Below are 19097 nucleotides of genomic sequence, written 5' to 3'. Positions count from 1 at the left end.
TGCTTTTGGCCCTGCCACCCTGAACCAGCTGTCTCAATCGCCGAAAGAACGACGCGCGATGATCAATCCGCGACGTCAGCCACCAGCCGATCGAGCTCCGCTTTCAAGATCGCGCCGTTCTGTCGCAACCAGTCGCGCTGCTCGCGCCAATCGGGAAATAGCATTTCGACTTGCGCCCAGAAACGCGGCGCATGACTGCGCACGCGCAGATGACACAGCTCGTGCGCCAGTACGTAACGCAGCGCAGCGGGTGGTGCGAGGGCAAGGGCGAGATCGAGATTGATACGGTCACGCGTATCGAGACTGCCCCACAGACTTTTCATGGGACGGATCTTGAGCGCGGTGGGCGCAAGACCGAGTTGCGGCACGTAGGTCGCCATCCAGCGCGAGACATCGCGACGCATCAGCGATTCGAAATGCGATGCGAGCAAACCACGCGCTACCGGCAAGGCGCGCGTGTGCGGACGCGGGATCACCAGAGTGATACCGCCGTCGTAGTGCTCGACTTTGGGATACGGACCTTCGGCCCAGTCGAGCAAAGTGATTTCGCCGCGCAAGGGAAACTCGGTGGCGAAGCCCACGCGCAACGGCGGCAGCGGTTTGCTGATGAGGTTGAGTTCGTCGAGCTTCTTCTCTAGCCAATCCACATGACTGCGCAGGAATGCACTGACTTGCGCGGGATGCGTGCCATGCGGATACGACACGCGCGCACCTTTCGGCGTCACGGTGAGTCGCAAGCGGCGCGCACGCGGATGCGCGGACTTCAGCACACGAATAGTGCTACCGCTCGCTGTCGCCAATTCCAGCCAATCGCCTTCGAGGTGCTGCGCCATGATTCCGCCCTACTGCTACTGCTTGTCTGCCTGCCTGCTCTTATCCGTGTGCTTCCGTGTGCTTCCGTGTGCTGTCCGCCGGTTCTGCCCGTGCTTCCTGCAGCCATTCTCCCCCTGCCAATGTGGGGAGAGCATGCAGGCTTAGCAAGACTTTCCGGTGACGCGGCGATCGCCAAAGGCCTTAAAAATAGGGATTTCCGCGGCAGGCCGCCTGCGGACTGGCTTTGGCGCGGCCGGATCAGGCGCGGCGCGGGCTGCGGGACGGCACACCAGCAGCGACGGGGGCTGGCGGGCGACACCTCGACGTTTTCGAGGTGTCGTTCAGGCGGCTCAAGGGTAATTACACCCGGGTACCGGTAGGAGCGCACCCTGTGCGCGAGCCCGGGGACAAAGCCCGGCACTATCTCGAGCCGGGTCGCCCACAGAGCCTGCCCCGGACTTGATCCGGGGGTGGGCTCCTACAGGGTGCGGATCAGGCGTCGGCGGGGCGCGGCAGACCGAACCACTCTTCCAGCTTGCCCAGCAGGCGCTCCAGTTCCAGCGTCAGCAGGGCGAAGCGGGCGTCCATTTCGGCGGCGGCGTCCTGGTGGCTGTCGCCCATTTCGTCCAGCACCACGTCGAGGAACTTGAGCTTGCGCACCACCAGATCCTCGCCCAGCACGAAGCTCATGCGGTCGTCGAAGGTGAGGCCCAACTGGAACACCTGCTTGCCATTGCGCAAGTGTTCCTTGACCTCCTCGCTATCCAGCTCCTGCCGGCGGCAACGGGCGATGGCGCCGGTGGCCGTAGCGGGATCGCGCAGTTCGCACTCGTCGCCCAGGGCCAGGCCGGCCGGCAGGTTGCCGGTGGCGAGCCAGTCGGTCATCAGCACGCGCGGACCTTCCTCCGGCGCCAGCGGCACGGCGGGGAAGCTGCCCAGGGCTTCGCGCATCTGGGTCAGGGCGTTTTCGGCCGACTTGCGGCTGGAGCTGTCCAGCACCAGCCAGCCGTGGCGCTTGTCCACGTAGCCTGACAGGCGCGAGCTGCGCACAAAGGCGCGTGGCAGCAGTTCGGTGAGCAGGTCTTCCTTGATGCGCTTGCGCTCACGACCGCCGACCTTGCGGCCTTCTTCCTCGGCGATCTTCTGCACCTTGCGCTGCAGCTCGTCGTTGACCACGGCGGCGGGCAGCAGCTTGTCCTCGCTGCCCACGGTGACCAGGGTGCATGCCTTGACGGCGTGCGTCAGCGCGGCCTCTTCGCCGCGACCCACCGGGGGCACGAAACCCTTGGTGCCCATCTCCAACGGGCCGCACGGCCGCAGGCGGTGTTCGCCCAGGGCTTCATCGAGACGGTTCAGATCTTCGGCAACGGCAGGGGAAAAGCGGAACAGCGTCAAATTGCGAAAAAACATAGATGGTTTTTATCCGGGTCCACGTCGATCCATGTCCGCAGGGCGGGCACGGCGGAACGACCATCATACCGGATGCCCCGCCCCTCCCCGGACCGCGAGTGGCGATGCCCTGGGCGCGCTATTGCCGCCCCGTCCGCCCGGCATGGAGGCGTGCCGGGCGATCCAAGCGTTTCGCAAGAAACTGTTTTGGACATCTATACATCCAAAAAAGATTTCGCTATAACGGACTTGCATGCCGCATTGCAGCATCGCAGGGAGCGAGTTGCGGTGACATGCTCCTGCGAGCGCACCGTGCCATTAAAGGCCCTACGGTAGCGCTCCGACGACTCCACGAAGCATCTGACGACTCTTATAGGCACTTGCGCAAACCGCAGGATATGCCGCGGTGCGTCACTGTCCGCGTCAGCCCCTTCGGCGAGCCATCACGGGGAGAACAAGATCACATGAAGAACCGCAGCACATGGGTCAGGCATAGCCTGGCATTCGCTGTCGCGCTGAGCCTGGGGAGTACGGCGCTGGCACAGTCCACTACCGGCAGCATCTTCGGCCAGGTCGCTTCCGGCCAGGGCGACAGCGTGTTGATCAAGAGCAGCACCGGCCTCAGCCGCGAAGTGCCGCTCGACGACAAAGGCCGCTACAGCATCGCGCAATTGCCGCTAGGCACTTACACCGTCAGCCTGCAACGCGGCGGCCAGCCGGTGGAAACGCGCGACAACATCAGCATCAAGCTGGGCGCGGGCACCGAGGTGTCCTTCCTGAGTGCGGAGGCGGCAAAGAACCTCACCGGTGTCAGTGTCACCGCCAATGCGTTGCCGGCGATCGACGTGTCCAGCGTGGATTCGCGCACCGTGATTACCGCCGACCAGCTGGCTAAGGTGCCGCTGGGCCGCAGCTCAGAAGCCATCGCGCTGCTCGCACCCGGCGTGGTCAACAACGGCGGCAGCTTCACCGGCCCCACCGGCAATTCGCTGGTGAGTTTCGGCGGCTCGTCGGCGAGCGAGAACGCGTATTACGTCAACGGCTTCAACACGACCGATCCGTTGCGCGGTTTCGGCGGCCTCAGCCTGCCCTACGGTGCGATCGATCAGCAGGAGGTCTACACCGGCGGCTATAGCGCTATGTATGGCCGCTCCGATGGCGGCGTGATCAACGTCGTTGGCAAGCGCGGTACCAATGAATGGCACTTCGGCACGCAGGTGTTGTGGGAGCCAGCCTTCGCCCGCGCGCGCCAACGCGACCGCATCTATGCCAACGGCCTGCCCGCCACGCCCACCGCGGGCAACCTGTATGCGCCGGACAGCGCGGATCGCCAATGGACCACGACAGTCAGCGCTTATGCGGGCGGCCCGCTGATCAAGGACAAGTTGTTCTTCTTCGTCGCCGGCGAGTACGAGCGCCAGGAAGGCAACACCGTCAATCCGGTGAGCGGCTTCCTCTCCGGCAAGCCTTACGTGCAGTATCGCCAGAACGATCCGCGCTGGTACAGCAAGCTGGATTGGAACATCACGGACAATCACATCCTCGAACTGACCGGGCTTTCCGACAAAGCCAAGACGTCGGGTTCGATCTATCGCTACAACTACGCACATCGCACGCAAGGCGCATTCATCGGAGCCGATGACAACGTCAAGAACGGTGGCGACGCCTACTCCGCGAAGTACACCGGCTATCTCACCGACGCGCTGACCCTGACCGCGCAGTACGGCAAGATGAAGACCTCCGCTTACGACGTACCTGGTGGCTACGACCCCAGCCTCACCTACGTGGACGGGCTGACCAACCAGAACCCCGCGCTCAACGGCGGCGTGGGTCGCGGCAACAGCCAGACCATCGTGTCGCTGTTCGATCCGGGGCGCAGTAACCGCACCAACAGCACCCGCATCGATCTGACCTACAAGCTGGGCAACCACACGCTCAGCGCGGGTATCGACAACCAGATGACGAAGGCGATCAACCAGGGTTCGGCTACGTCGGGTCCGGGTTATTCCTGGAGCTACGGCCAGGGTGATCCGAACACGCCGATCTCCACGGGCCTGGGCGTGCCGGCGACCATCGGCTTCCCGAACGGCGCGCAGGGCTACTACGTGGTGAAGAACGTCGCCACCAGTCTGGCCACCGTGCGCTCCAGCCAGCGCGCGCAGTACATCGAGGACAAGTGGCAGGTGAGCGATCGCTGGCTGGTCTCGATCGGTCTGCGCAACGACCAGTTCAAGAATTTCAACAGCGATGGCAAGGCTTACATCACCCAGCACAAGCCGCAGTGGGCGCCGCGCCTGGGCTTTGCGTGGGACGTGAACGGCGACTCCAGCTTCAAGGTGTATGGCAATGCTGGCCGCTACTACCTGGGCCTGCCGCTGAACCCGTCGCTCAACGCCGCGGGCGCCTATGTCAGCACCTCGCAGTACTACACCTATAGCGGCATCGCGGCAGACGGCACGCCGACCGGACTCAGCCAGATGTCCGGGCCGGTCTCGGCCAACAATGCCTTCGGTGTCCTGCCTGATCCGAAAACCGTGTCGGCGCAGAATCTCAAATCCGAGTACCAGGACGAGTTCATCCTCGGCTTTACCAAGACCGCTGGTCCGAACTGGGTCTACGGCGCCAAGCTGACCCAGCGCATCCTGCGCAATGCGATCGACGATTACTGCGACATCGATCTGGTGCTGGCGAAGTCAAAAGCGCTTGGCTACAACGTCACCACCGACAGCAATCCAGTGAGTTGCTGGCTGTTCAACCCCGGCAAGGCCAACACCTTCACGCTGGTGGATACCTCGGGGCACTACGTCAACGTGCCGCTCAACAACAAGGAATTCGGCTTCGAGCAGCTGAAGCGCCGTTACTACAGCCTGGAGAGCTTCATCGAGCACCCGTTCGATGGCCGCTGGTACGGCAAGCTCACCTACGTGTTCTCGCGCAGTTACGGCAACACCGAAGGCCAGCTGCGTTCGGACCTGTATCGCGAGTCGCGCGGCACCGGCCAGACCGCGGTGTCGACCACGCAGGACTGGGACAACTCGTACATCATGGAATACACCAATGGTGTGCAGAACAACGACCACAAACATCAGATTAAGTTGTTCGGTTACTACCAGATCACACCCGAGTGGCTGGCCTCGGCCAACCTCAGCCTGATCTCCGGCGCCCCCAAACCCTGCCTGGGCTACTACGGTCCCACTCACGCCGACCCAGCCGGCTACGGCAACAGCTATCACTACTGCCTTGGCGAACCGTCGCCGCCCGGCAGCCACGGCCGCCTGCCGTGGGTCCGGCAGGTCGACCTGGGTGTGAGCTATCGCCCGGCATTCGCCGCGAGCCGATTGGCTATCAACGCGAACGTGTTCAACGTGCTCAACGAGCAGCGCGTGATCGGGATTTTCCCGAACGCGGAGTCGTCGCCGAACAAGGCTAATCCGCTGTATGGAACGCCGACGTCGCGGCAGCTGCCGCGGTATGTGCGCTTGAGTGTGAGTTACGACTACTGAGATCTACGATTGGGAGAGCGTGTCTCAAGGGCTCACCCCCTCCCAACCTCCCCCTGCAAGCAGGGGGAGGAGCTAAGAGCTTGCTATACCGTGCCCCCTCCCCTGCTTGCAGGGGAGGGTTGGGGAGGGGTAAGCCCTTGTGGCTACCTGTCAAAATAAAAAAGGGCGGCCCATGGCCGCCCTTTTTCTTGACGCTTATCGCAACCGATCAGGCTTTGCTGACCGCCGCTACGGCAGAGACCACCGTATCGAGGTTGGCGTGATTCAGCGCGGCTACGCAGATGCGGCCGGTGCCGATGGCGTAGATCGCATAGTCCTCGCGCAGCTTGTCCACCTGCGCCTTGCTCAGACCCGAATACGAGAACATGCCCGCCTGCTGCTGGATAAAACCGAACTGCGGCGATCCGCTCGCGGCCAGCTTCTGCACCATGCCGGCGCGCATCGCATGGATGCGTTCGCGCATCTCGGTGAGCTCCTGCTCCCACATGGCGCGCAGCTCGACACTGTTGAGCACACCGGCCACCAGCGCACCGCCGTGCGTGGAAGGGCTGGAGTAGTTGGAGCGGATGGTGCGCTTGACCAGCGACTGCACGCGCAGCGCTTCCTCACGGCTGGCACCCACTACGGACAGTGCGCCCACGCGCTCGCCATACAGCGAGAACGACTTGGAGTAGGAGTTGGCCACCACGAACGACTCGATGCCCGATTCGGCGAACAGGCGCACCGCCGTCGCGTCCGTGTCGATGCCCTTGTCAAAGCCCTGATAGGCCATGTCGACGAAGGGCAGCAGGTTGTGGTCCTTCACCAGTGCGACCACCTGCTTCCACTGCTCAGCGGTGAGATCCACGCCGGTCGGGTTATGGCAGCAGGCATGCAGCAGCACCACGGTGCCCGGCTCCAGCTTGCCAAGGTCGGCGAGCATGCCGGCGAAATCCAGACCGTGCGTGGCGGCGTCGTAGTAGGCGTAATCGACCACGTCGAAACCGGCCGCACTGAACACCACGCGATGGTTTTCCCAGCTCGGGTTGCTGATGGCGATCTTGGCCTTGGGCAGCACTTTCTTCAGCAGGTCGGCGCCGATGCGCAGCGCACCGCTGCCGCCGATGGTCTGCGAGGTGGCGACGCGGCCGGCCGCGAGCAGCGGCGAGTCGGCGCCGAACACCAGCTTCTGGGTGGCCTGGGTGTAAGCCGGCAGGCCGTCGATCGGCAGATAGCCGCGCGGTTTGGCTTCCAGTGCCAGCGCCTGCTCCACTTCGCGCACAGCGCGCAACAGCGGGATGCGGCCCTGTTCGTCGTAGTAGATGCCCACGCCCAGGTTGACCTTGCCCGGACGCGTATCGGCCAGATAGGCCTCGGTGAGTCCCAGGATCGGATCGCCCGGGGTCATTTCAACGGATGCAAAGTGAGACACGGCGTTACTCGTTGGGGTTAGTGGAAGGTGGAGTAGCAAGTGAGTGGTTACGATTCGTCCGGCGCGCCAGCGAGCCAGTCGTGTGCGTCGGCGCGAGTGGCGCCTTCGCGCGCGCCGAGCGAAACGAAGTCGAACAGTTTGCGATCGGCGAGCTGTGAGGGTGCCACAGATCCGAGCGCGCGGAAGATATTTTCACTGCGGCCCGGCTGCTGTTTCTCCCAATCCTCCAGCATGCGCTTGACCGCCTTGCGCTGCAGGTTTTCCTGCGAGCCGCACAGGTTGCAGGGAATGATGGGAAATTGGCGCTGCTCGGCATAGACGGCTATATCGCTTTCCTTGCAATACGCCAACGGACGAATCACTACATGGCGGCCATCGTCCGAACGCAGCTTGGGCGGCATCGCCTTGAGTTGCGCCTGATAGAACAGGTTGAGAAAAAAGGTGCCGAGGATGTCCTCGCGGTGATGCCCCAGCGCGATCTTGATGACGCCGTTTTCCGCCGCCCACTGATACAGCGCACCGCGCCGCAGGCGCGAGCACAGGCTGCACATGGTCTTGCCCTCGGGGATGACCCGGGTGACGGTGCTGTACGTATCCTGCTCGATGATGTGGAACGGCACGCCGCGCGCGGTCAGGTATTCGGGCAGCACATGCTCGGGAAAGCCCGGCTGCTTCTGGTCCAGATTCACCGCGATCAGCTCGAAGCGCACCGGCGCCTTGGCCTGCAGCGAGAGCAGCATGTCCAGCAAGGTGTAGGAATCCTTGCCGCCGGACAGGCACACCATCACCTTGTCGCCGTCCTCGATCATGTTGAAGTCGGCGATGGCCTGGCCCACCTGGTGACGCAGGCGTTTGGCCAGCTTGCCGGCTTCGTACTGCTGCTTGCGGGCGGGGTCGGGCTGGGCGGACATGGGGGCATGAATCGTGCTGAAAGGCCATCCATTGTAACGGGCCGGCCGTTCAGAGCATCCCCGGGGCCGGCGGAGTTACACTCATGGCCTGTCCCCCTCAGTCGCCGTCGCCCATGCAGGTCCAGGATCCCGCCGAGATTGCCCATCTGCTGTCCGAACTGCGCGTCGAGCACCGCGACCTGGACGTGGCCATCGAACATCTGGCCCATGCCATGGGCCGCGATGAGCTGCAGCTCACCCGCATGAAGAAACGCAAATTGCTGCTTAAGGACGCCATCGCGCGCCTCGAAAGCAGGTTGATCCCCGATCTGGACGCCTGACGCGTCCCCGCCCCGGACTCCCCATGCCCGCTCTTGCTCCGACCCGCCTGGAAGACGGCTACGTCTCCCTGGAACCCCTGCGCCCCGAGCACGCTCTCGCCCTGGAAGCGGCGGCCGCCGACGGCGAGCTATGGAACCTGTGGTTCACCAGCGCCCCGGCGCCCGGCAAGGCCGCCGCCTATATCGAGGCGGCGCTGGAGGGCCAGGCCAAAGGCGCGATGCTGCCATTCGCGGTGCGCGAGAAATCCAGTGGCGAGATCGTCGGCACTACGCGCTATTACGACTTCGCGCCGGAGCTGCCGCGCATCGCCATCGGCTACACCTGGTACGCCAGGCGTTGGCAGAAGAGCCATCTCAATACCGCCTGCAAGCGCCTGCTGCTCGGGCACGCCTTCGAGGCACTGGATTGCGTGGCGGTGGAGTTCCACACCGACGGCCGCAATCAGGATTCGCAGCGCGCCATCGAGCGCCTCGGCGCGATCAAGGACGGCGTATTGCGCGCCCACAAGCGCCGCCCCGATGGCACGCTGCGTGACACGGTGTGCTACAGCATCCTTGCCGGGGAGTGGCCGGATGTATCGCGCTGGCTGGGGATGCGCCTGGAGCGCCTCGGCGCGTTGCGACAGTCGGACTGATCGCGCGCTGTAGCACAAACCTGTAGGAGCGCACCCTGTGCGCGAAAGCCCTGCGTTAGCAGGGCCGCCATTGGAGAACCGCGACCCTGACGGGTCGCTTCGCGCACAGGGTGCGCTCCTACCAGTGCATCAATTCACTTGTTTGCGGCCGTCGTCGCGCGGCTGCACTTCGATCGACGCCGTCATGCCGGCCGCCAGCACGACGTCGGCCGGCAGATCGGACGTATCGATGGCTATACGCACCGGTACGCGCTGCGCCAAACGCACCCAATTGAAGGTGGGATTGACGTCGGCGAGCAGGTCGCTGCCGGTGGGGTTGTCGCGGTCGGTAATGCCGCGTGCGACGCCGGTGATCTGGCCTTTGAGGTGTACGCCACCCGCCATCAGGCGGATCGTTACCGGATCGCCCACGCGCAGGTGCGGCAGCTTGGTCTCTTCGAAGTAGCCGTAGATGTAGTAGCTGTGGCTGTCGATCAGCGCGAGACGCGGGCTGCCGGTGGCGGCGTAGTCGCCCACGCGCACATCGAGATTGGTGACGTAGCCGTCGACCGGCGCACGCACTTCCGTGCGTTGCAGATCAAGCTTGGCGCGATCGAGCGCAACCTGCGCCTGTTCCACTGCGGCTTCGGCCTGCTGCTTCGAGGCACTGGCCTGATTGCCGCCGGCCTGGGCCTGCTGCCAGGTGGCGCGAGCGGCATTGGCCGAGGACATCGCATCGGTGCGCACTTCCATCGACACCACGTCGCCGAGTTTCTGGCGGCGCTGTGCCTGCTGGGCGAGCATGTCGTAGTCGGCCTTGCGCGCTGCGGCGCTGGCCAGCGCGGCATTGATGTTGGCGCCGGCGGCACGCGCACTCGCCTCGGAGGCAGAGAGATTGGCCTCCGCCTGGGCGACGGCGTTCTGGAAACGTTCCTGGTCGATGGCGAACAGCAGATCGCCCTTCTTGACCAGCTGGTTATCGACCACCGCGACGCGGGTAACCAGGCCGGATACATCCGGCGCAATGCGCACGACTTCGGCGCGCACGCGGCCGTCGCGGGTCCACGGCGAGTACATGTAGTGACGCCATAGCGCGTGGCCGAGCAACAGCGCAGCTACGACGACAACGGCGGTGACGATAAAACGGAGCAGTGATTGGATCTTCATGATCGTGACTCAGTGAGCGCGGCTCAGTGGGGCGTAATTCAATGGAACAGCCATAGTCCGGCGGCGCCGAACATGCAGACAAACAAGGCAAGCCGGAACAGCGGCGGATGCCATACGAAGCGATAGAGGCCGAAGCGGCCGACAACGGTATCCACCACCCACAGCAGCAGCAGACAGGCCGCGAACACCAGCAGCAGGCCAGGCACCAGGGCGTCAGCAAGGGCGATTTCACGAGGCATGGATGGGCTCCGCAATGGGCTGGATGTAAGGCGCCATGGCCGATTCGTCATCGCGCAGCGCGCTGCGCAGCAGGTGCAGATGCGCCAGCGTCGACTGGCAACTGCCGCGCGCCTGTTCGAGGTGTTGTGTCGTGCTGGCGATGGCGCGATCAACCGCGGCATCGGCGCGCTGCCAGGCTTCCGCACCGGGCTGCTGATACAGCCGCGCAATGGCCTGTACGGCGTCGCCCACCGCCAGGCCAACGGCCGCTGGCAGATTCGTGTGGGCCATATCCTGGCGCAGCTCGATGACCGCGCGACCGCATTCGTGCACCGAGAGAGCCCATGCCAGCAGACTGCGCGACTCGTCGCTGTCCGGGCGGGTATAGGCGACCACCTGCTGGAAGATGTCACGATTGACGCTCTCGAAGCGATAGAGCAAACCTTCCAGCGGCGCGGTGGCGGCCTGCACCACCTGCCGGCGCAATTGCACCAGCTGACGGCGGCGCTGCCAGCCGGAGCCAGTCACCGCCGGCACGAACACAAACGCCACGGCGGTCAGGCCGAGACCCACGACCTGCGCAATCGCGTCATTGAGGAAATGGGTGGGGTCGTACACCATCGGGTTCTTCAAGGCGAGGATGTACACGTAACCCAGCGTGTAACCCGCCCCCACGCCCGGCAGCGTGTTGCGCGTGGTGAGATAAGGGCCGATCAGCAAGAACGGCAGCGTGGCGATGATCAGCATGACGAAGCCGTCGCCGCCGGGCAGCAGCCAGAAGGTGACGACGTAACCCGCGAGCATGCCGGAGGCATAGCCGATCAAGGTGTTGACGATGCCTGTCATCGGATGCGCCGACGCGCCGAACAGGCCGCTGAAGATGGTCGCCAGCAGCATCGCGCTGGAGCCGAATGGCCAGCCGCTCATCAGCCAGAACACGCTTAGCGCGGCCATGGTGAGGAAGGTGCGCAGGACGCTGACGCCGGCGCCCAGATAGTCGTTGCCGCGACGGAAATGCACCGTCTCCACGCTGCCACTCAGATTGCCAGCGCGCAGCGAGCCTTCGAGCGAGGTGAAATCACGCATTTCGCTGGCAAAGCGGCGCAACAGGTTGGCGCCAGTGTCGAATTCCAGCCAAGTGTTTTGCGGCAGATTCGCACGCAGATTCGCCGCCAGTGAGGGCAGCACTTCTTCGCAAGCTTGCAAGCGCGGCGCAAGCGCGGCGGGGTCCTGTTGCAGCGCCGGTTCCGGCGAGAGCGCTTCGCCGATGGGCGCGTAGAGCGCGATCAACGCGGCGGCTACGTTGTCGTGCCCCCCGCGCTGCAGGCGGTTGATCAGGTGATGCACGGACTGGAAGCTGGTCGACGCCGCCATATAGCGCTGGTTGAGCAGGCGCATGCGACTGCTGCGGGCGCGCGCTTCCGGATCTTCGAAGATCACCGATGCACGCAGGTCTTCCAGCTGTACGGCGGCGCGCACGAAGCGCATGTGCGCCTGCTCCATCTCGCGACGGGGAATGCTGCCGCCGGTGCTGCCGCGGGCGAAGTCGATGAAATGCGCGAAATGTTCGCGCGCGCTCCGCCGCAGTAACAGGCGCAGCCGTTCGGGCAGCACGACGTCACTGATCACACCGGAGACGATGATGCCGAGCAGCACTTCGCTCACGCGCATCACGGCCGAGTCGAACACCGCCAGCGGATTGCTCACCGCCGGCAGCGTGACGATGGCGGCCGTATAGCCTGCGAGAACGAAGCCATACGCGGCAAAGTTGCGATACAGCGTGGCGCCGCCGGCGCACAGCGCCACCCACAGCGACAGGCTGAGCAGGAACAGTTCGCGCTGTTGCGGAAATAGGCTCATCAGCGTCAGCCCGAACAGGCTGCCGGCCAGCGTGCCCAGGGCGCGATAGAAGCTCTTCGCCAGCACCATGCCGCTCTGCGGATGCATGACGATGGAGACGGTAATCATGGCTGTGGCCGGCTGCTCGAGCTGGAACAGCATCGCCAGCCAGCACGTGACGTACATCGCCAGCACGGTCTTGGCGACGAAGATCCACGCGACACGCTCTTCCGCTACGAACGGCGCCAGCCATGGCCAGCGCGGTGCGGATGCCGGAGATGCTTGCGTCACGGCGGACATGCGACTCAGGCCTGGTCGAGGTGATCGAGGAATTTCTTGAGCAGTTTTTCGAGCTGCGCCGATTCGCGCGGCTGCAGGCCGCCGGCCTGTCGCTCCAGCAGGGCGCAGACATCGGGCAGGAAGCCTTCGATCATCGCCAACCCCTCCGCCGTCAGCGTGAGCGTGACCTTGCGGCGATCTTCGTCGCTGGCCGTGCGCTCGATCAGGCGCTTATCGCATAGCTCATTAGTAAGCCGCGTGATGTTGGCCGACTTCTCGCCGGCCGCGTCGGCCAGCTGCGACGGGTTGAGGGTGTAGCCCTCGGTGCCGTACAGCATCATCAGAATGTTGTACTCGGGGTGGTTGATGCCCCAGGGCTTGAGCATGGCGTTGGCGTCGTCGTGCACGCGCTTGTAGATGTGCTTGACCAGGCGCACCAGCACCGCCGGATCGCGCGGAAAGGCCGGGTATTGCCGGCAGGTGATCGCCAGTCGCTGTTCGGTCGGGAGGAAGCTGTTCATGGGAATGGGCCCGGGTGGTGACCGCACATTTAGTACATAAATGTACAATCAATTTGTGAATATTATGCCGATCGAAGCATGTTCGCAAGCGCGCAAAAAGAAAGCGCCCCTCGCGGGGCGCTTTGCCTGGATGCGTGAATGGCCTGCCGACGCGGGCATCAGCCCTTTACGGGAAAGGTCTCCGCATTCCCCGGCGTGGCCGACTGCCCTGCCGGCGGCGGTGGCTGGTGGCTCGGCGCCGGCCGGTTGGCGCCGCACTGGTAGGCGCCCCACGGCTGCGAGCCTTCTGAGGGCTCGGCCAGTGGCTTGATGGTGTCGGCGTGCATCTTGGCCGCTTCGTTGCGGGCCATCACTTCCAGCTCGTCGCGCACCTTGATGTCATTGCGGTTGACCGGGCCTACGCGGTTCATCACCGAGACGGTGACCTTGCCCAGATCCTTGCAGGAGGACACGTCGCCGCTCCAGGCGGTGCGTACGTTCTTGGCCGCATCGTCGAGGGTGATGCCCCAGGTGCAGGCGCCGAGCAGCGCGATGGGAACGAGCAGCAGCAGGGTCTTGCGCATGAGTCACTCCGGAATATCAGCCATAAAGAAAAGCCGGGCAGTTCCCTGCCCGGCCCACATCCTAGCGTGAGGATGCATCGACAACCCAAGCACAGCTGAACAGGCGCGATGCCGCGCCTGCCGCCCTGCTATTTGCCGGACTTCGCCTTCGCCTTGACCGGCTTGCCGTCGGCGTCGATCACTTGCACCTCGCCAAGCTTCAACGCGCGCACGGGCTGCTCGATCTTCTTCAGATCACCCACGATCACCCAGGTCAGCGCCTGCGGATGGACGATCTCCTTGATCGCCGCTTCCGCCGACGGCTGCCCGACGGCTTCGGTGCGCTGCTTGAGTGTCTGCACGTAATCGTCGGGACGTCCGTACTGCACGATCTCGCTGACCGCGCTGAGCACCGCCGAGGTGGTCTCGAAACTGCCAGGCAGGCCGCGGATGTTGGCGGCCTTGATCTTGTCCACCTCTTGCTGGGTCAGCGGCTTGTCGCCGACCACGGCCACCGACTCCTTATGCACTTCATTGGCGGATTCGGCCGTCTTGTCGGTCTGCACTGGCGCGAACATCAGGAACGGGCGCTGGCCGAGGGCATCACGCAGGAAGCTGCCTGCGCCGTAGGCCCAGCGTTTGTCCTCGCGCAGATTCATGTTGAGGCGCGAGGTGAAGCTGCCGCCGAAGGCGCCGTTGGCGACGTCGATGTCGAGGTCGTTGGGCGCCTTGCTCGACGGTGCCAGCAAGCCGGCCAGGATCAGCGACTGCGGTGCATCCGGGCGGTCGATCAGGAACACGCGCGGCTTGGGCTGCGCCGCCACCGTGGCGATGTTCTTCTTCGGCAGCGGGGCGGCCGGCGCCTTCCAGTCATCGAACACCGCCTCGAGCTGCGGAATGATCTGCGACAACGTAGTGTCGCCGGCGACCAGTATCTTCACGTTGTCCGGGCGCAGCCAGGCCTGCTGGAACGCGGCGAGATCCGCCGCGGTGAGCGACTTGATCGCGGCTTCCGTGCCGCTGCCGGTGAACGGAATGCCATAGGCGTGGTTCGCGCCATACAGCAGTGGCGGCAAGGTACGCAGAGCCAGGCCGGTGGGCTGGGTTTTTTCCTGCGCGATGTTGGCCAGCCACTGGCCACGGACACGCTCGATGTCATCTGCCTTGAATGCCGGGTTGCGCACGATATCGGCGAACAGCTCCAGCGACGGTTTCAACTGATCGTTGAGCGCGTTGAGCGACGCCGTGCAGGTATCCAGGCCACAGCCGATGCTGGTGATGGCGCCAAGACGCTGCTTGCGCTTGGACACCTCCACCGAATCGAGGCTCTTGGTGCTCTCGTTCATCAGCGTGCTGGTGAAGCTGGCGGTGCCGAGCTTATGGCCTTGGTCGGCGGCGTAGCCGGCGTCGAACTGCAGCTGCACATGCGTGACCGGAATGGTGTGGCGCTGCGCCAGCACCACTTCGATGCCGTTCTTCAGCTTGCCGCGCTCCAGCTTGGGGAAGCTCAGGTCGGGGAACTGATTGACCTCGGGCACGCCCTTGGCGCGATCGACTTCGTTCTTGCCGACGCTGTAGTTCTGCGCGGCCGGCAGCTTGGCCTGCGGACGGCCAGTGGTTTCGCTGAGTGCCACCACCTTGGCGTCTTCCGACTCGGGATTGAAGTCCTTGCCTGCGGGCAGCACGGTGAGCAGGTAGTCGCCCTTGCTCAGCCATTTGTCGGCAGCGGCTTTGACGCTGGTGACGGTCGCGGTGTCGATGCGTTCCAGGTCTTTCTTGTACGCACCCGGATCGCCGCGATAAACCTGACCTTCGGCCAGGATCACCGCCTTGCCACCGAAGCCGCCGACTTTCTCCAGACCACGTACGAAGGAGGCACGGTTGCCCACCTTGGCGCGATCGAGCTCGTCCTGGGTCGGGCCTTCGGCGAGGAACTTCTTCAGCTCGTCGGCGATGGCGGCCTCGACCTTGGCCGGGTCCACGCCCTCCTTCACGTCCGCCTGGATCTGGAACTGGCTGGCCAGCGCAAAGGGCGCCACGCTGGCGGAGACGTCATCAACCAGTTTGTCCTGATAGACCAGACGCTGATACAGACGCGAGGTCTTGCCGCCGCCGAGCGCGGTGGAGGCGAGGTCAAGCGAGATCATGTCGTCGGTGCCGAGCTGCGGCACAACCCAGGTGCGGTAGATGCGCGGTTGCGAGACGTGGTCGTGCTGGATGCCGCGCGAGGATTTCTCCAGCGGCGTGATCCACGCCTGTTGGCGCGGCACCGGCGGACCGGCCGGGATGTCGCCGAAATATTTGGCGACCTTTTCCTTGGCCTGGGCCACGGTGATGTCGCCGGCCAGCACGATGGTGGTGTTGGCGGCGCCGTAGTAGTCGTGGAACCACTGCTTCACGTCGCCCAGCGAGGCCGCATCCAGGTCGGCCATCGAGCCGATGGTGTCGTGCTGGTACGGATGGTTGCCCGGATAGGTGTTGGAGAGGATGTTCTGGTCCACGCGGCCATACGGGCGGTTCTCGCCCTGGCGCTTTTCGTTCTGCACTACACCGCGCTGGGTATCCAGTTCCTTCTGGCCGATGGCGCCGAGCAGGTGGCCCATGCGGTCGGACTCCATCCACAGCGCCATGTCCAGCGCGGTGGTCGGCACCGTCTCAAAGTAATTGGTGCGGTCGAACCAGGTGGTGCCGTTCATGTCGGTGGCACCGGCCAGTTCGAACGGCGCGAAGTAGGTGCCCTTGTGGTTCTCCGAACCGGAGAACATCAGGTGCTCGAACAGATGCGCGAAACCGGTCTTGCCCTTGGGTTCGTCGCCGGAACCGACGTGGTACCAGATGCTGACCGCCACCACCGGCGCCTTGTGGTCTTCGTGCACCACCACGGTCAGGCCGTTGGGCAAGGTGAAGCGGGTGAAAGCGATCTCGGGAATGGTCTGGGTGGCGGATGCGGGCACGGCGATAGCCGGCACCACGGCCACACCACCGAACGTCAGCAGCCCGGCAATAAGCATGGCAAGGGGTTTGCGCATGGGAACCTCCTGTTTCACGGAACCCCCGAGGCTAGTGGCCGGGATAGGGAACCGCAAATGACCATCGACAGGGATGACGGCGGCGTCCGGACACTGTCCGCTCGGCGCCGGCCGCTGTCCGCGGACAGCGAAGTGCGACGAAGCCTCCGCATCAATTTCCGCTAAATCAATACCTTGTGATCACCAGATGGGTTGGCACGGCGCTTGCCATAGAGGGGATGTAGGACCCACTCATTCATCGGAGACATGATCATGAAATTCGAAGCCTTGATGTTGCGCGGCCTGTTCGTTGCCTGCCTGCTGGTATGCGGACTGATCCTGGGCGCAATGGTCACCGCCTCGCCCGACGCGATTCGCCTGGCCGCCAGTGGCAGCGCCGGCCAAGTGGTGATGGCGGCACATGCGCAGTGCATGCTGCCGCCGGACGGAGTGGTTTGCCCGCGTATCGGTGGTTGATCGCCGATACGCCATCTCCGCATCGGCCCGCGATGCCCTGATAATGGCCCGATGCTGCATGTCATTCTTTTCCGCCCCGAGATACCACCGAACACCGGCAACGTGATCCGCCTGTGCGCCAATACCGGCGCCACGCTGCACCTGATCCGGCCGCTGGGCTTCGAGCTCGACGATGCGCGCCTGCGACGCGCCGGCCTGGACTATCACGAATACGCGCAGCTGGCGGTACATGACGACCTGGCTAGCTGCCTGGAACGCATCGGCAACCCGCGAGTGTTCGCGTTCTCCACGCGGGGGCGGGTAGCGCACGTCGATGCGCGTTTCGCCGAAGGCGATGCCTTGCTGTTCGGCTGCGAGACTGCCGGCCTGCCGGGCGACGTGCTCGATGCCATTCCCGAAGCGCAGCGCTTGCGCCTGCCGATGCGGCCGGACAGCCGCAGCCTCAATCTCTCCAATACCGTCGCCGTGGCCGTCTATGAGGCGTGGCGCCAGCTGGGCTTCACCGGCGCAGCCTGAAATTCGGCCGGCCTTTGAGATTCTTCTCATAGCCCTCCGAGCTCTTTCCGGCTCAAATACTTAGCGCGCCGGGATGATCTTTGGCCGGCACTGGCCTCCGGGAACCGGAGCGCCGCCCAGCTCATTCATCGAGAACCGTCACCTGTCCGGCCATGCCGGGCACCGGCCGCGTGCGCGCGGAGAACGCCATGTCTTTGATCGAACGCCTGCTTCACTTCGCTACCCCTGTGCAATCCAGCCTCTTCCGCATCGGCATGCTGCTGATTCCGCTGGCAATCGCAAATGCCTCGACTCAGCCGGCAATGGCCGTAGTGAGTGACGGCGAGCCGACCACCATGAGCGAACAGGCCAGCATCGACATCCTGGCTGTCCGCCCGGCCGCGCTCAGCTCGAAAGGACCGATCGAAGAAGAGCACGAGGATGCAAGTGAGCCGCTGGAGATCGAAGGCCTGGGCGGACTCGATCCCATCGTGACGTTGATGCCGGTGGACCTCGCGCATATCACCTCGCAGTTCGGCCATCGCACCGACCCTTTCAAGCGCAAGCGCGCGTTCCACGCGGGTATCGATTTCGGCGCGCCGAAGGGGACGCCGGTGCGTGCTGTCGCCGATGGCGTGGTGGTCACTTCAACCACCCAGCGCAGCTACGGCAAGGTGGTGGTGATCAAGCACGAACACGGCTACCGGACGCTCTATGCGCACAACTCGCAGTTGCTGGTGAAGGCAGGCCAGGTCATCCATGCCGGCGACACGATCGCCAGGGTCGGCTCGACCGGACGCTCCACCGGCTCGCACCTGCATTTCGAAGTGCACCGCAGCGGCGAGCGGGTCGACCCCAGCCCCTATCTTGCAGGCCTGTAAGCCACGCTGCCTCGTATCGGCGAGTGAGCCGCAGCGCCTGCCGCTACAATGCGGGGCATGACTGATCTCGCTTCCCGCCCTTTCCTGCCGCGTCCCCTGCGGGTTATCGCAGGCCGTGCGCTGGAGACCGCGCTGAACCACATTCTTTCGCTCGATCCCGACACCGTGCAGCGCCTGTCCGCGCTGAATGGGCGCAGTGTGCAGCTGCACTTACAGGGGCCGAACCTGGCGCTCGCGATCAGCGTGGAAGACAACCGGCTGAAAGTCGGCCCCGCGCAGGACGACAGCCATCTGCGCGTCAGCGCCACGCCGGGCAGCCTGCTGGCGATGCTGCTGAAACGCGATGATGACGGTGTCGCGCCCGGCAAGGTCGACATCGCCGGCGACGCCGAGCTCGCCCGCCGCCTGGAGAAACTCGCCAGCAAGTTCGCGCCGGATTTCGAGGAAGCGTTCGCTCGCAGCTTCGGCGACGTGCTGGGCGTGCCGCTGGCCAAAGCGGTACGCAAGGGATTGGCTCATGCACGCGAAAGCGCCAGCCACCTGACAGAAGACGCCGCCGACTGGCTGCGCGAGGAAGCGCGCGTAGCCATGGCGCCGGGTGAAGTGGAAGGTTTCCTCGACGGCGTCGACACTCTGCGCGAACGCAGCGAGCGCCTGGAATCCCGCCTGGCACGGCTCGAGCAGAAGCTGAAAGGAAACGCCGCGTGA

General features: G+C 64.5%; 17 protein-coding genes. 7 read left to right on the top strand and 10 right to left on the bottom strand.

Translation table 11 applies throughout. The annotated features are described in order from the left end of the window. Positions 1-62: 62 nt before the first annotated feature. Both ISS97_RS03320 and ISS97_RS03315 read right to left on the bottom strand, forming a co-directional pair. A complete protein-coding gene (locus ISS97_RS03320) occupies positions 63-833 on the bottom strand; it encodes a M48 family metallopeptidase (protein WP_379984931.1) in 771 nt (256 codons plus the stop codon). Positions 834-1305: 472 nt separating this feature from the next. Further along, complete coding sequence (locus ISS97_RS03315) at positions 1306-2223, bottom strand: recombination-associated protein RdgC (protein WP_379984930.1); 918 nt, start codon at positions 2221-2223, stop codon at positions 1306-1308. A 443-nt stretch (positions 2224-2666) separates the two neighbouring features. Between ISS97_RS03315 and ISS97_RS03310 the strand changes: the two genes are divergently transcribed. After that, entirely contained in the window at positions 2667-5705 is a 3039-nt protein-coding gene (locus ISS97_RS03310; protein WP_379984929.1) for a TonB-dependent receptor, read from the top strand. 208 nt (positions 5706-5913) lie between these two features. Here the strand turns inward: ISS97_RS03310 and ISS97_RS03305 are convergent, their stop codons facing one another. Together ISS97_RS03305 and ttcA are read right to left on the bottom strand one after the other, a co-directional pair. Then, a complete protein-coding gene (locus ISS97_RS03305) occupies positions 5914-7116 on the bottom strand; it encodes an amino acid aminotransferase (RefSeq protein ID WP_379984928.1) in 1203 nt (400 codons plus the stop codon). Positions 7117-7163: 47 nt separating this feature from the next. Beyond that, the gene (gene ttcA, locus ISS97_RS03300; RefSeq protein ID WP_379984927.1) at positions 7164-8027 is read right to left on the bottom strand and encodes a tRNA 2-thiocytidine(32) synthetase TtcA; all 864 of its coding nucleotides are present in this window, start codon (positions 8025-8027) and stop codon (positions 7164-7166) included. Between the two features lie 113 nt (positions 8028-8140). On the opposite strand from ttcA, the gene ISS97_RS03295 reads away from it, so the two are divergent. Both ISS97_RS03295 and ISS97_RS03290 read left to right on the top strand, forming a co-directional pair. Continuing rightward, on the top strand, positions 8141-8347 hold the full coding sequence (locus ISS97_RS03295) for a YdcH family protein (RefSeq protein WP_379985012.1): 207 nt from the start codon (positions 8141-8143) through the stop codon (positions 8345-8347). A gap of 23 nt (positions 8348-8370) precedes the next feature. After that, positions 8371-8982, top strand: coding sequence for a GNAT family N-acetyltransferase (locus tag ISS97_RS03290; RefSeq protein WP_379984926.1), 612 nt, complete (start codon positions 8371-8373; stop codon positions 8980-8982). Between the two features lie 129 nt (positions 8983-9111). Here ISS97_RS03290 and ISS97_RS03285 read toward each other — a convergent pair whose 3' ends face one another. The 6 genes from ISS97_RS03285 to ISS97_RS03260 all read right to left on the bottom strand — a co-directional run bounded on the left by ISS97_RS03285 (position 9112) and on the right by ISS97_RS03260 (position 16557). Continuing rightward, positions 9112-10128 (bottom strand): biotin/lipoyl-binding protein, encoded by a 1017-nt coding sequence (locus ISS97_RS03285; protein ID WP_379984925.1) that lies wholly within the window; start codon positions 10126-10128, stop codon positions 9112-9114. A 38-nt stretch (positions 10129-10166) separates the two neighbouring features. Further along, a complete protein-coding gene (locus tag ISS97_RS03280; RefSeq protein ID WP_379984924.1) occupies positions 10167-10367 on the bottom strand; it encodes a DUF1656 domain-containing protein in 201 nt (66 codons plus the stop codon). Continuing rightward, positions 10357-12486 carry an FUSC family protein gene (locus tag ISS97_RS03275; RefSeq protein ID WP_379984923.1) on the bottom strand — a complete coding sequence of 710 codons (2130 nt, stop codon included), beginning with the start codon at positions 12484-12486 and terminating at the stop codon, positions 10357-10359. Before ISS97_RS03275 ends, ISS97_RS03280 begins: the two co-directional genes overlap by 11 nt. 5 nt (positions 12487-12491) lie before the next feature. After that, positions 12492-12986, bottom strand: coding sequence for a MarR family transcriptional regulator (locus ISS97_RS03270; protein ID WP_379984921.1), 495 nt, complete (start codon positions 12984-12986; stop codon positions 12492-12494). A gap of 158 nt (positions 12987-13144) precedes the next feature. Continuing rightward, the gene (locus tag ISS97_RS03265; RefSeq protein WP_379984920.1) at positions 13145-13549 is read right to left on the bottom strand and encodes a DUF4156 domain-containing protein; all 405 of its coding nucleotides are present in this window, start codon (positions 13547-13549) and stop codon (positions 13145-13147) included. Between the two features lie 128 nt (positions 13550-13677). Next, positions 13678-16557 carry a M16 family metallopeptidase gene (locus tag ISS97_RS03260; protein WP_379984919.1) on the bottom strand — a complete coding sequence of 960 codons (2880 nt, stop codon included), beginning with the start codon at positions 16555-16557 and terminating at the stop codon, positions 13678-13680. Positions 16558-16809: 252 nt separating this feature from the next. On the opposite strand from ISS97_RS03260, the gene ISS97_RS03255 reads away from it, so the two are divergent. From ISS97_RS03255 to ISS97_RS03240, 4 genes are all read left to right on the top strand, one after another. Beyond that, the gene (locus ISS97_RS03255) at positions 16810-17013 is read left to right on the top strand and encodes a hypothetical protein (RefSeq protein ID WP_379984918.1); all 204 of its coding nucleotides are present in this window, start codon (positions 16810-16812) and stop codon (positions 17011-17013) included. A gap of 51 nt (positions 17014-17064) precedes the next feature. Next, positions 17065-17529, top strand: a complete 465-nt coding sequence (trmL, locus tag ISS97_RS03250; protein ID WP_379984917.1) for a tRNA (uridine(34)/cytosine(34)/5-carboxymethylaminomethyluridine(34)-2'-O)-methyltransferase TrmL — start codon at positions 17065-17067, stop codon at positions 17527-17529. Between the two features lie 188 nt (positions 17530-17717). Beyond that, positions 17718-18389, top strand: coding sequence for a M23 family metallopeptidase (locus tag ISS97_RS03245; protein WP_379984916.1), 672 nt, complete (start codon positions 17718-17720; stop codon positions 18387-18389). A gap of 57 nt (positions 18390-18446) precedes the next feature. Next, positions 18447-19097, top strand: coding sequence for a ubiquinone biosynthesis accessory factor UbiJ (locus ISS97_RS03240; RefSeq protein WP_379984915.1), 651 nt, complete (start codon positions 18447-18449; stop codon positions 19095-19097).

Origin of the sequence: Dyella koreensis (assembly GCF_044904565.1) — a bacterium.
Taxonomy (GTDB): Bacteria; Pseudomonadota; Gammaproteobacteria; order Xanthomonadales; family Rhodanobacteraceae; genus Dyella_D; species Dyella_D koreensis.
This window is presented reverse-complemented; position numbering and strand designations above follow the sequence as displayed.

What these genes read in the sequence shown, in the direction of transcription:
- ISS97_RS03320 (WP_379984931.1), bottom strand. Translation starts at nt 833, where the DNA reads ATGGCGCAGCACCTCGAAGGCGATTGGCTGGAATTGGCGACAGCGAGC.
- ISS97_RS03315 (WP_379984930.1), bottom strand. Translation starts at nt 2,223, where the DNA reads ATGTTTTTTCGCAATTTGACGCTGTTCCGCTTTTCCCCTGCCGTTGCC.
- ISS97_RS03310 (WP_379984929.1), top strand. Translation starts at nt 2,667, where the DNA reads ATGAAGAACCGCAGCACATGGGTCAGGCATAGCCTGGCATTCGCTGTC.
- ttcA (WP_379984927.1), bottom strand. Translation starts at nt 8,027, where the DNA reads ATGTCCGCCCAGCCCGACCCCGCCCGCAAGCAGCAGTACGAAGCCGGC.
- ISS97_RS03295 (WP_379985012.1), top strand. Translation starts at nt 8,141, where the DNA reads ATGCAGGTCCAGGATCCCGCCGAGATTGCCCATCTGCTGTCCGAACTG.
- ISS97_RS03290 (WP_379984926.1), top strand. Translation starts at nt 8,371, where the DNA reads ATGCCCGCTCTTGCTCCGACCCGCCTGGAAGACGGCTACGTCTCCCTG.
- ISS97_RS03285 (WP_379984925.1), bottom strand. Translation starts at nt 10,128, where the DNA reads ATGAAGATCCAATCACTGCTCCGTTTTATCGTCACCGCCGTTGTCGTC.
- ISS97_RS03280 (WP_379984924.1), bottom strand. Translation starts at nt 10,367, where the DNA reads ATGCCTCGTGAAATCGCCCTTGCTGACGCCCTGGTGCCTGGCCTGCTG.
- ISS97_RS03275 (WP_379984923.1), bottom strand. Translation starts at nt 12,486, where the DNA reads ATGTCCGCCGTGACGCAAGCATCTCCGGCATCCGCACCGCGCTGGCCA.
- ISS97_RS03270 (WP_379984921.1), bottom strand. Translation starts at nt 12,986, where the DNA reads ATGAACAGCTTCCTCCCGACCGAACAGCGACTGGCGATCACCTGCCGG.
- ISS97_RS03265 (WP_379984920.1), bottom strand. Translation starts at nt 13,549, where the DNA reads ATGCGCAAGACCCTGCTGCTGCTCGTTCCCATCGCGCTGCTCGGCGCC.
- ISS97_RS03260 (WP_379984919.1), bottom strand. Translation starts at nt 16,557, where the DNA reads ATGCGCAAACCCCTTGCCATGCTTATTGCCGGGCTGCTGACGTTCGGT.
- ISS97_RS03255 (WP_379984918.1), top strand. Translation starts at nt 16,810, where the DNA reads ATGAAATTCGAAGCCTTGATGTTGCGCGGCCTGTTCGTTGCCTGCCTG.
- trmL (WP_379984917.1), top strand. Translation starts at nt 17,065, where the DNA reads ATGCTGCATGTCATTCTTTTCCGCCCCGAGATACCACCGAACACCGGC.
- ISS97_RS03245 (WP_379984916.1), top strand. Translation starts at nt 17,718, where the DNA reads ATGTCTTTGATCGAACGCCTGCTTCACTTCGCTACCCCTGTGCAATCC.
- ISS97_RS03240 (WP_379984915.1), top strand. Translation starts at nt 18,447, where the DNA reads ATGACTGATCTCGCTTCCCGCCCTTTCCTGCCGCGTCCCCTGCGGGTT.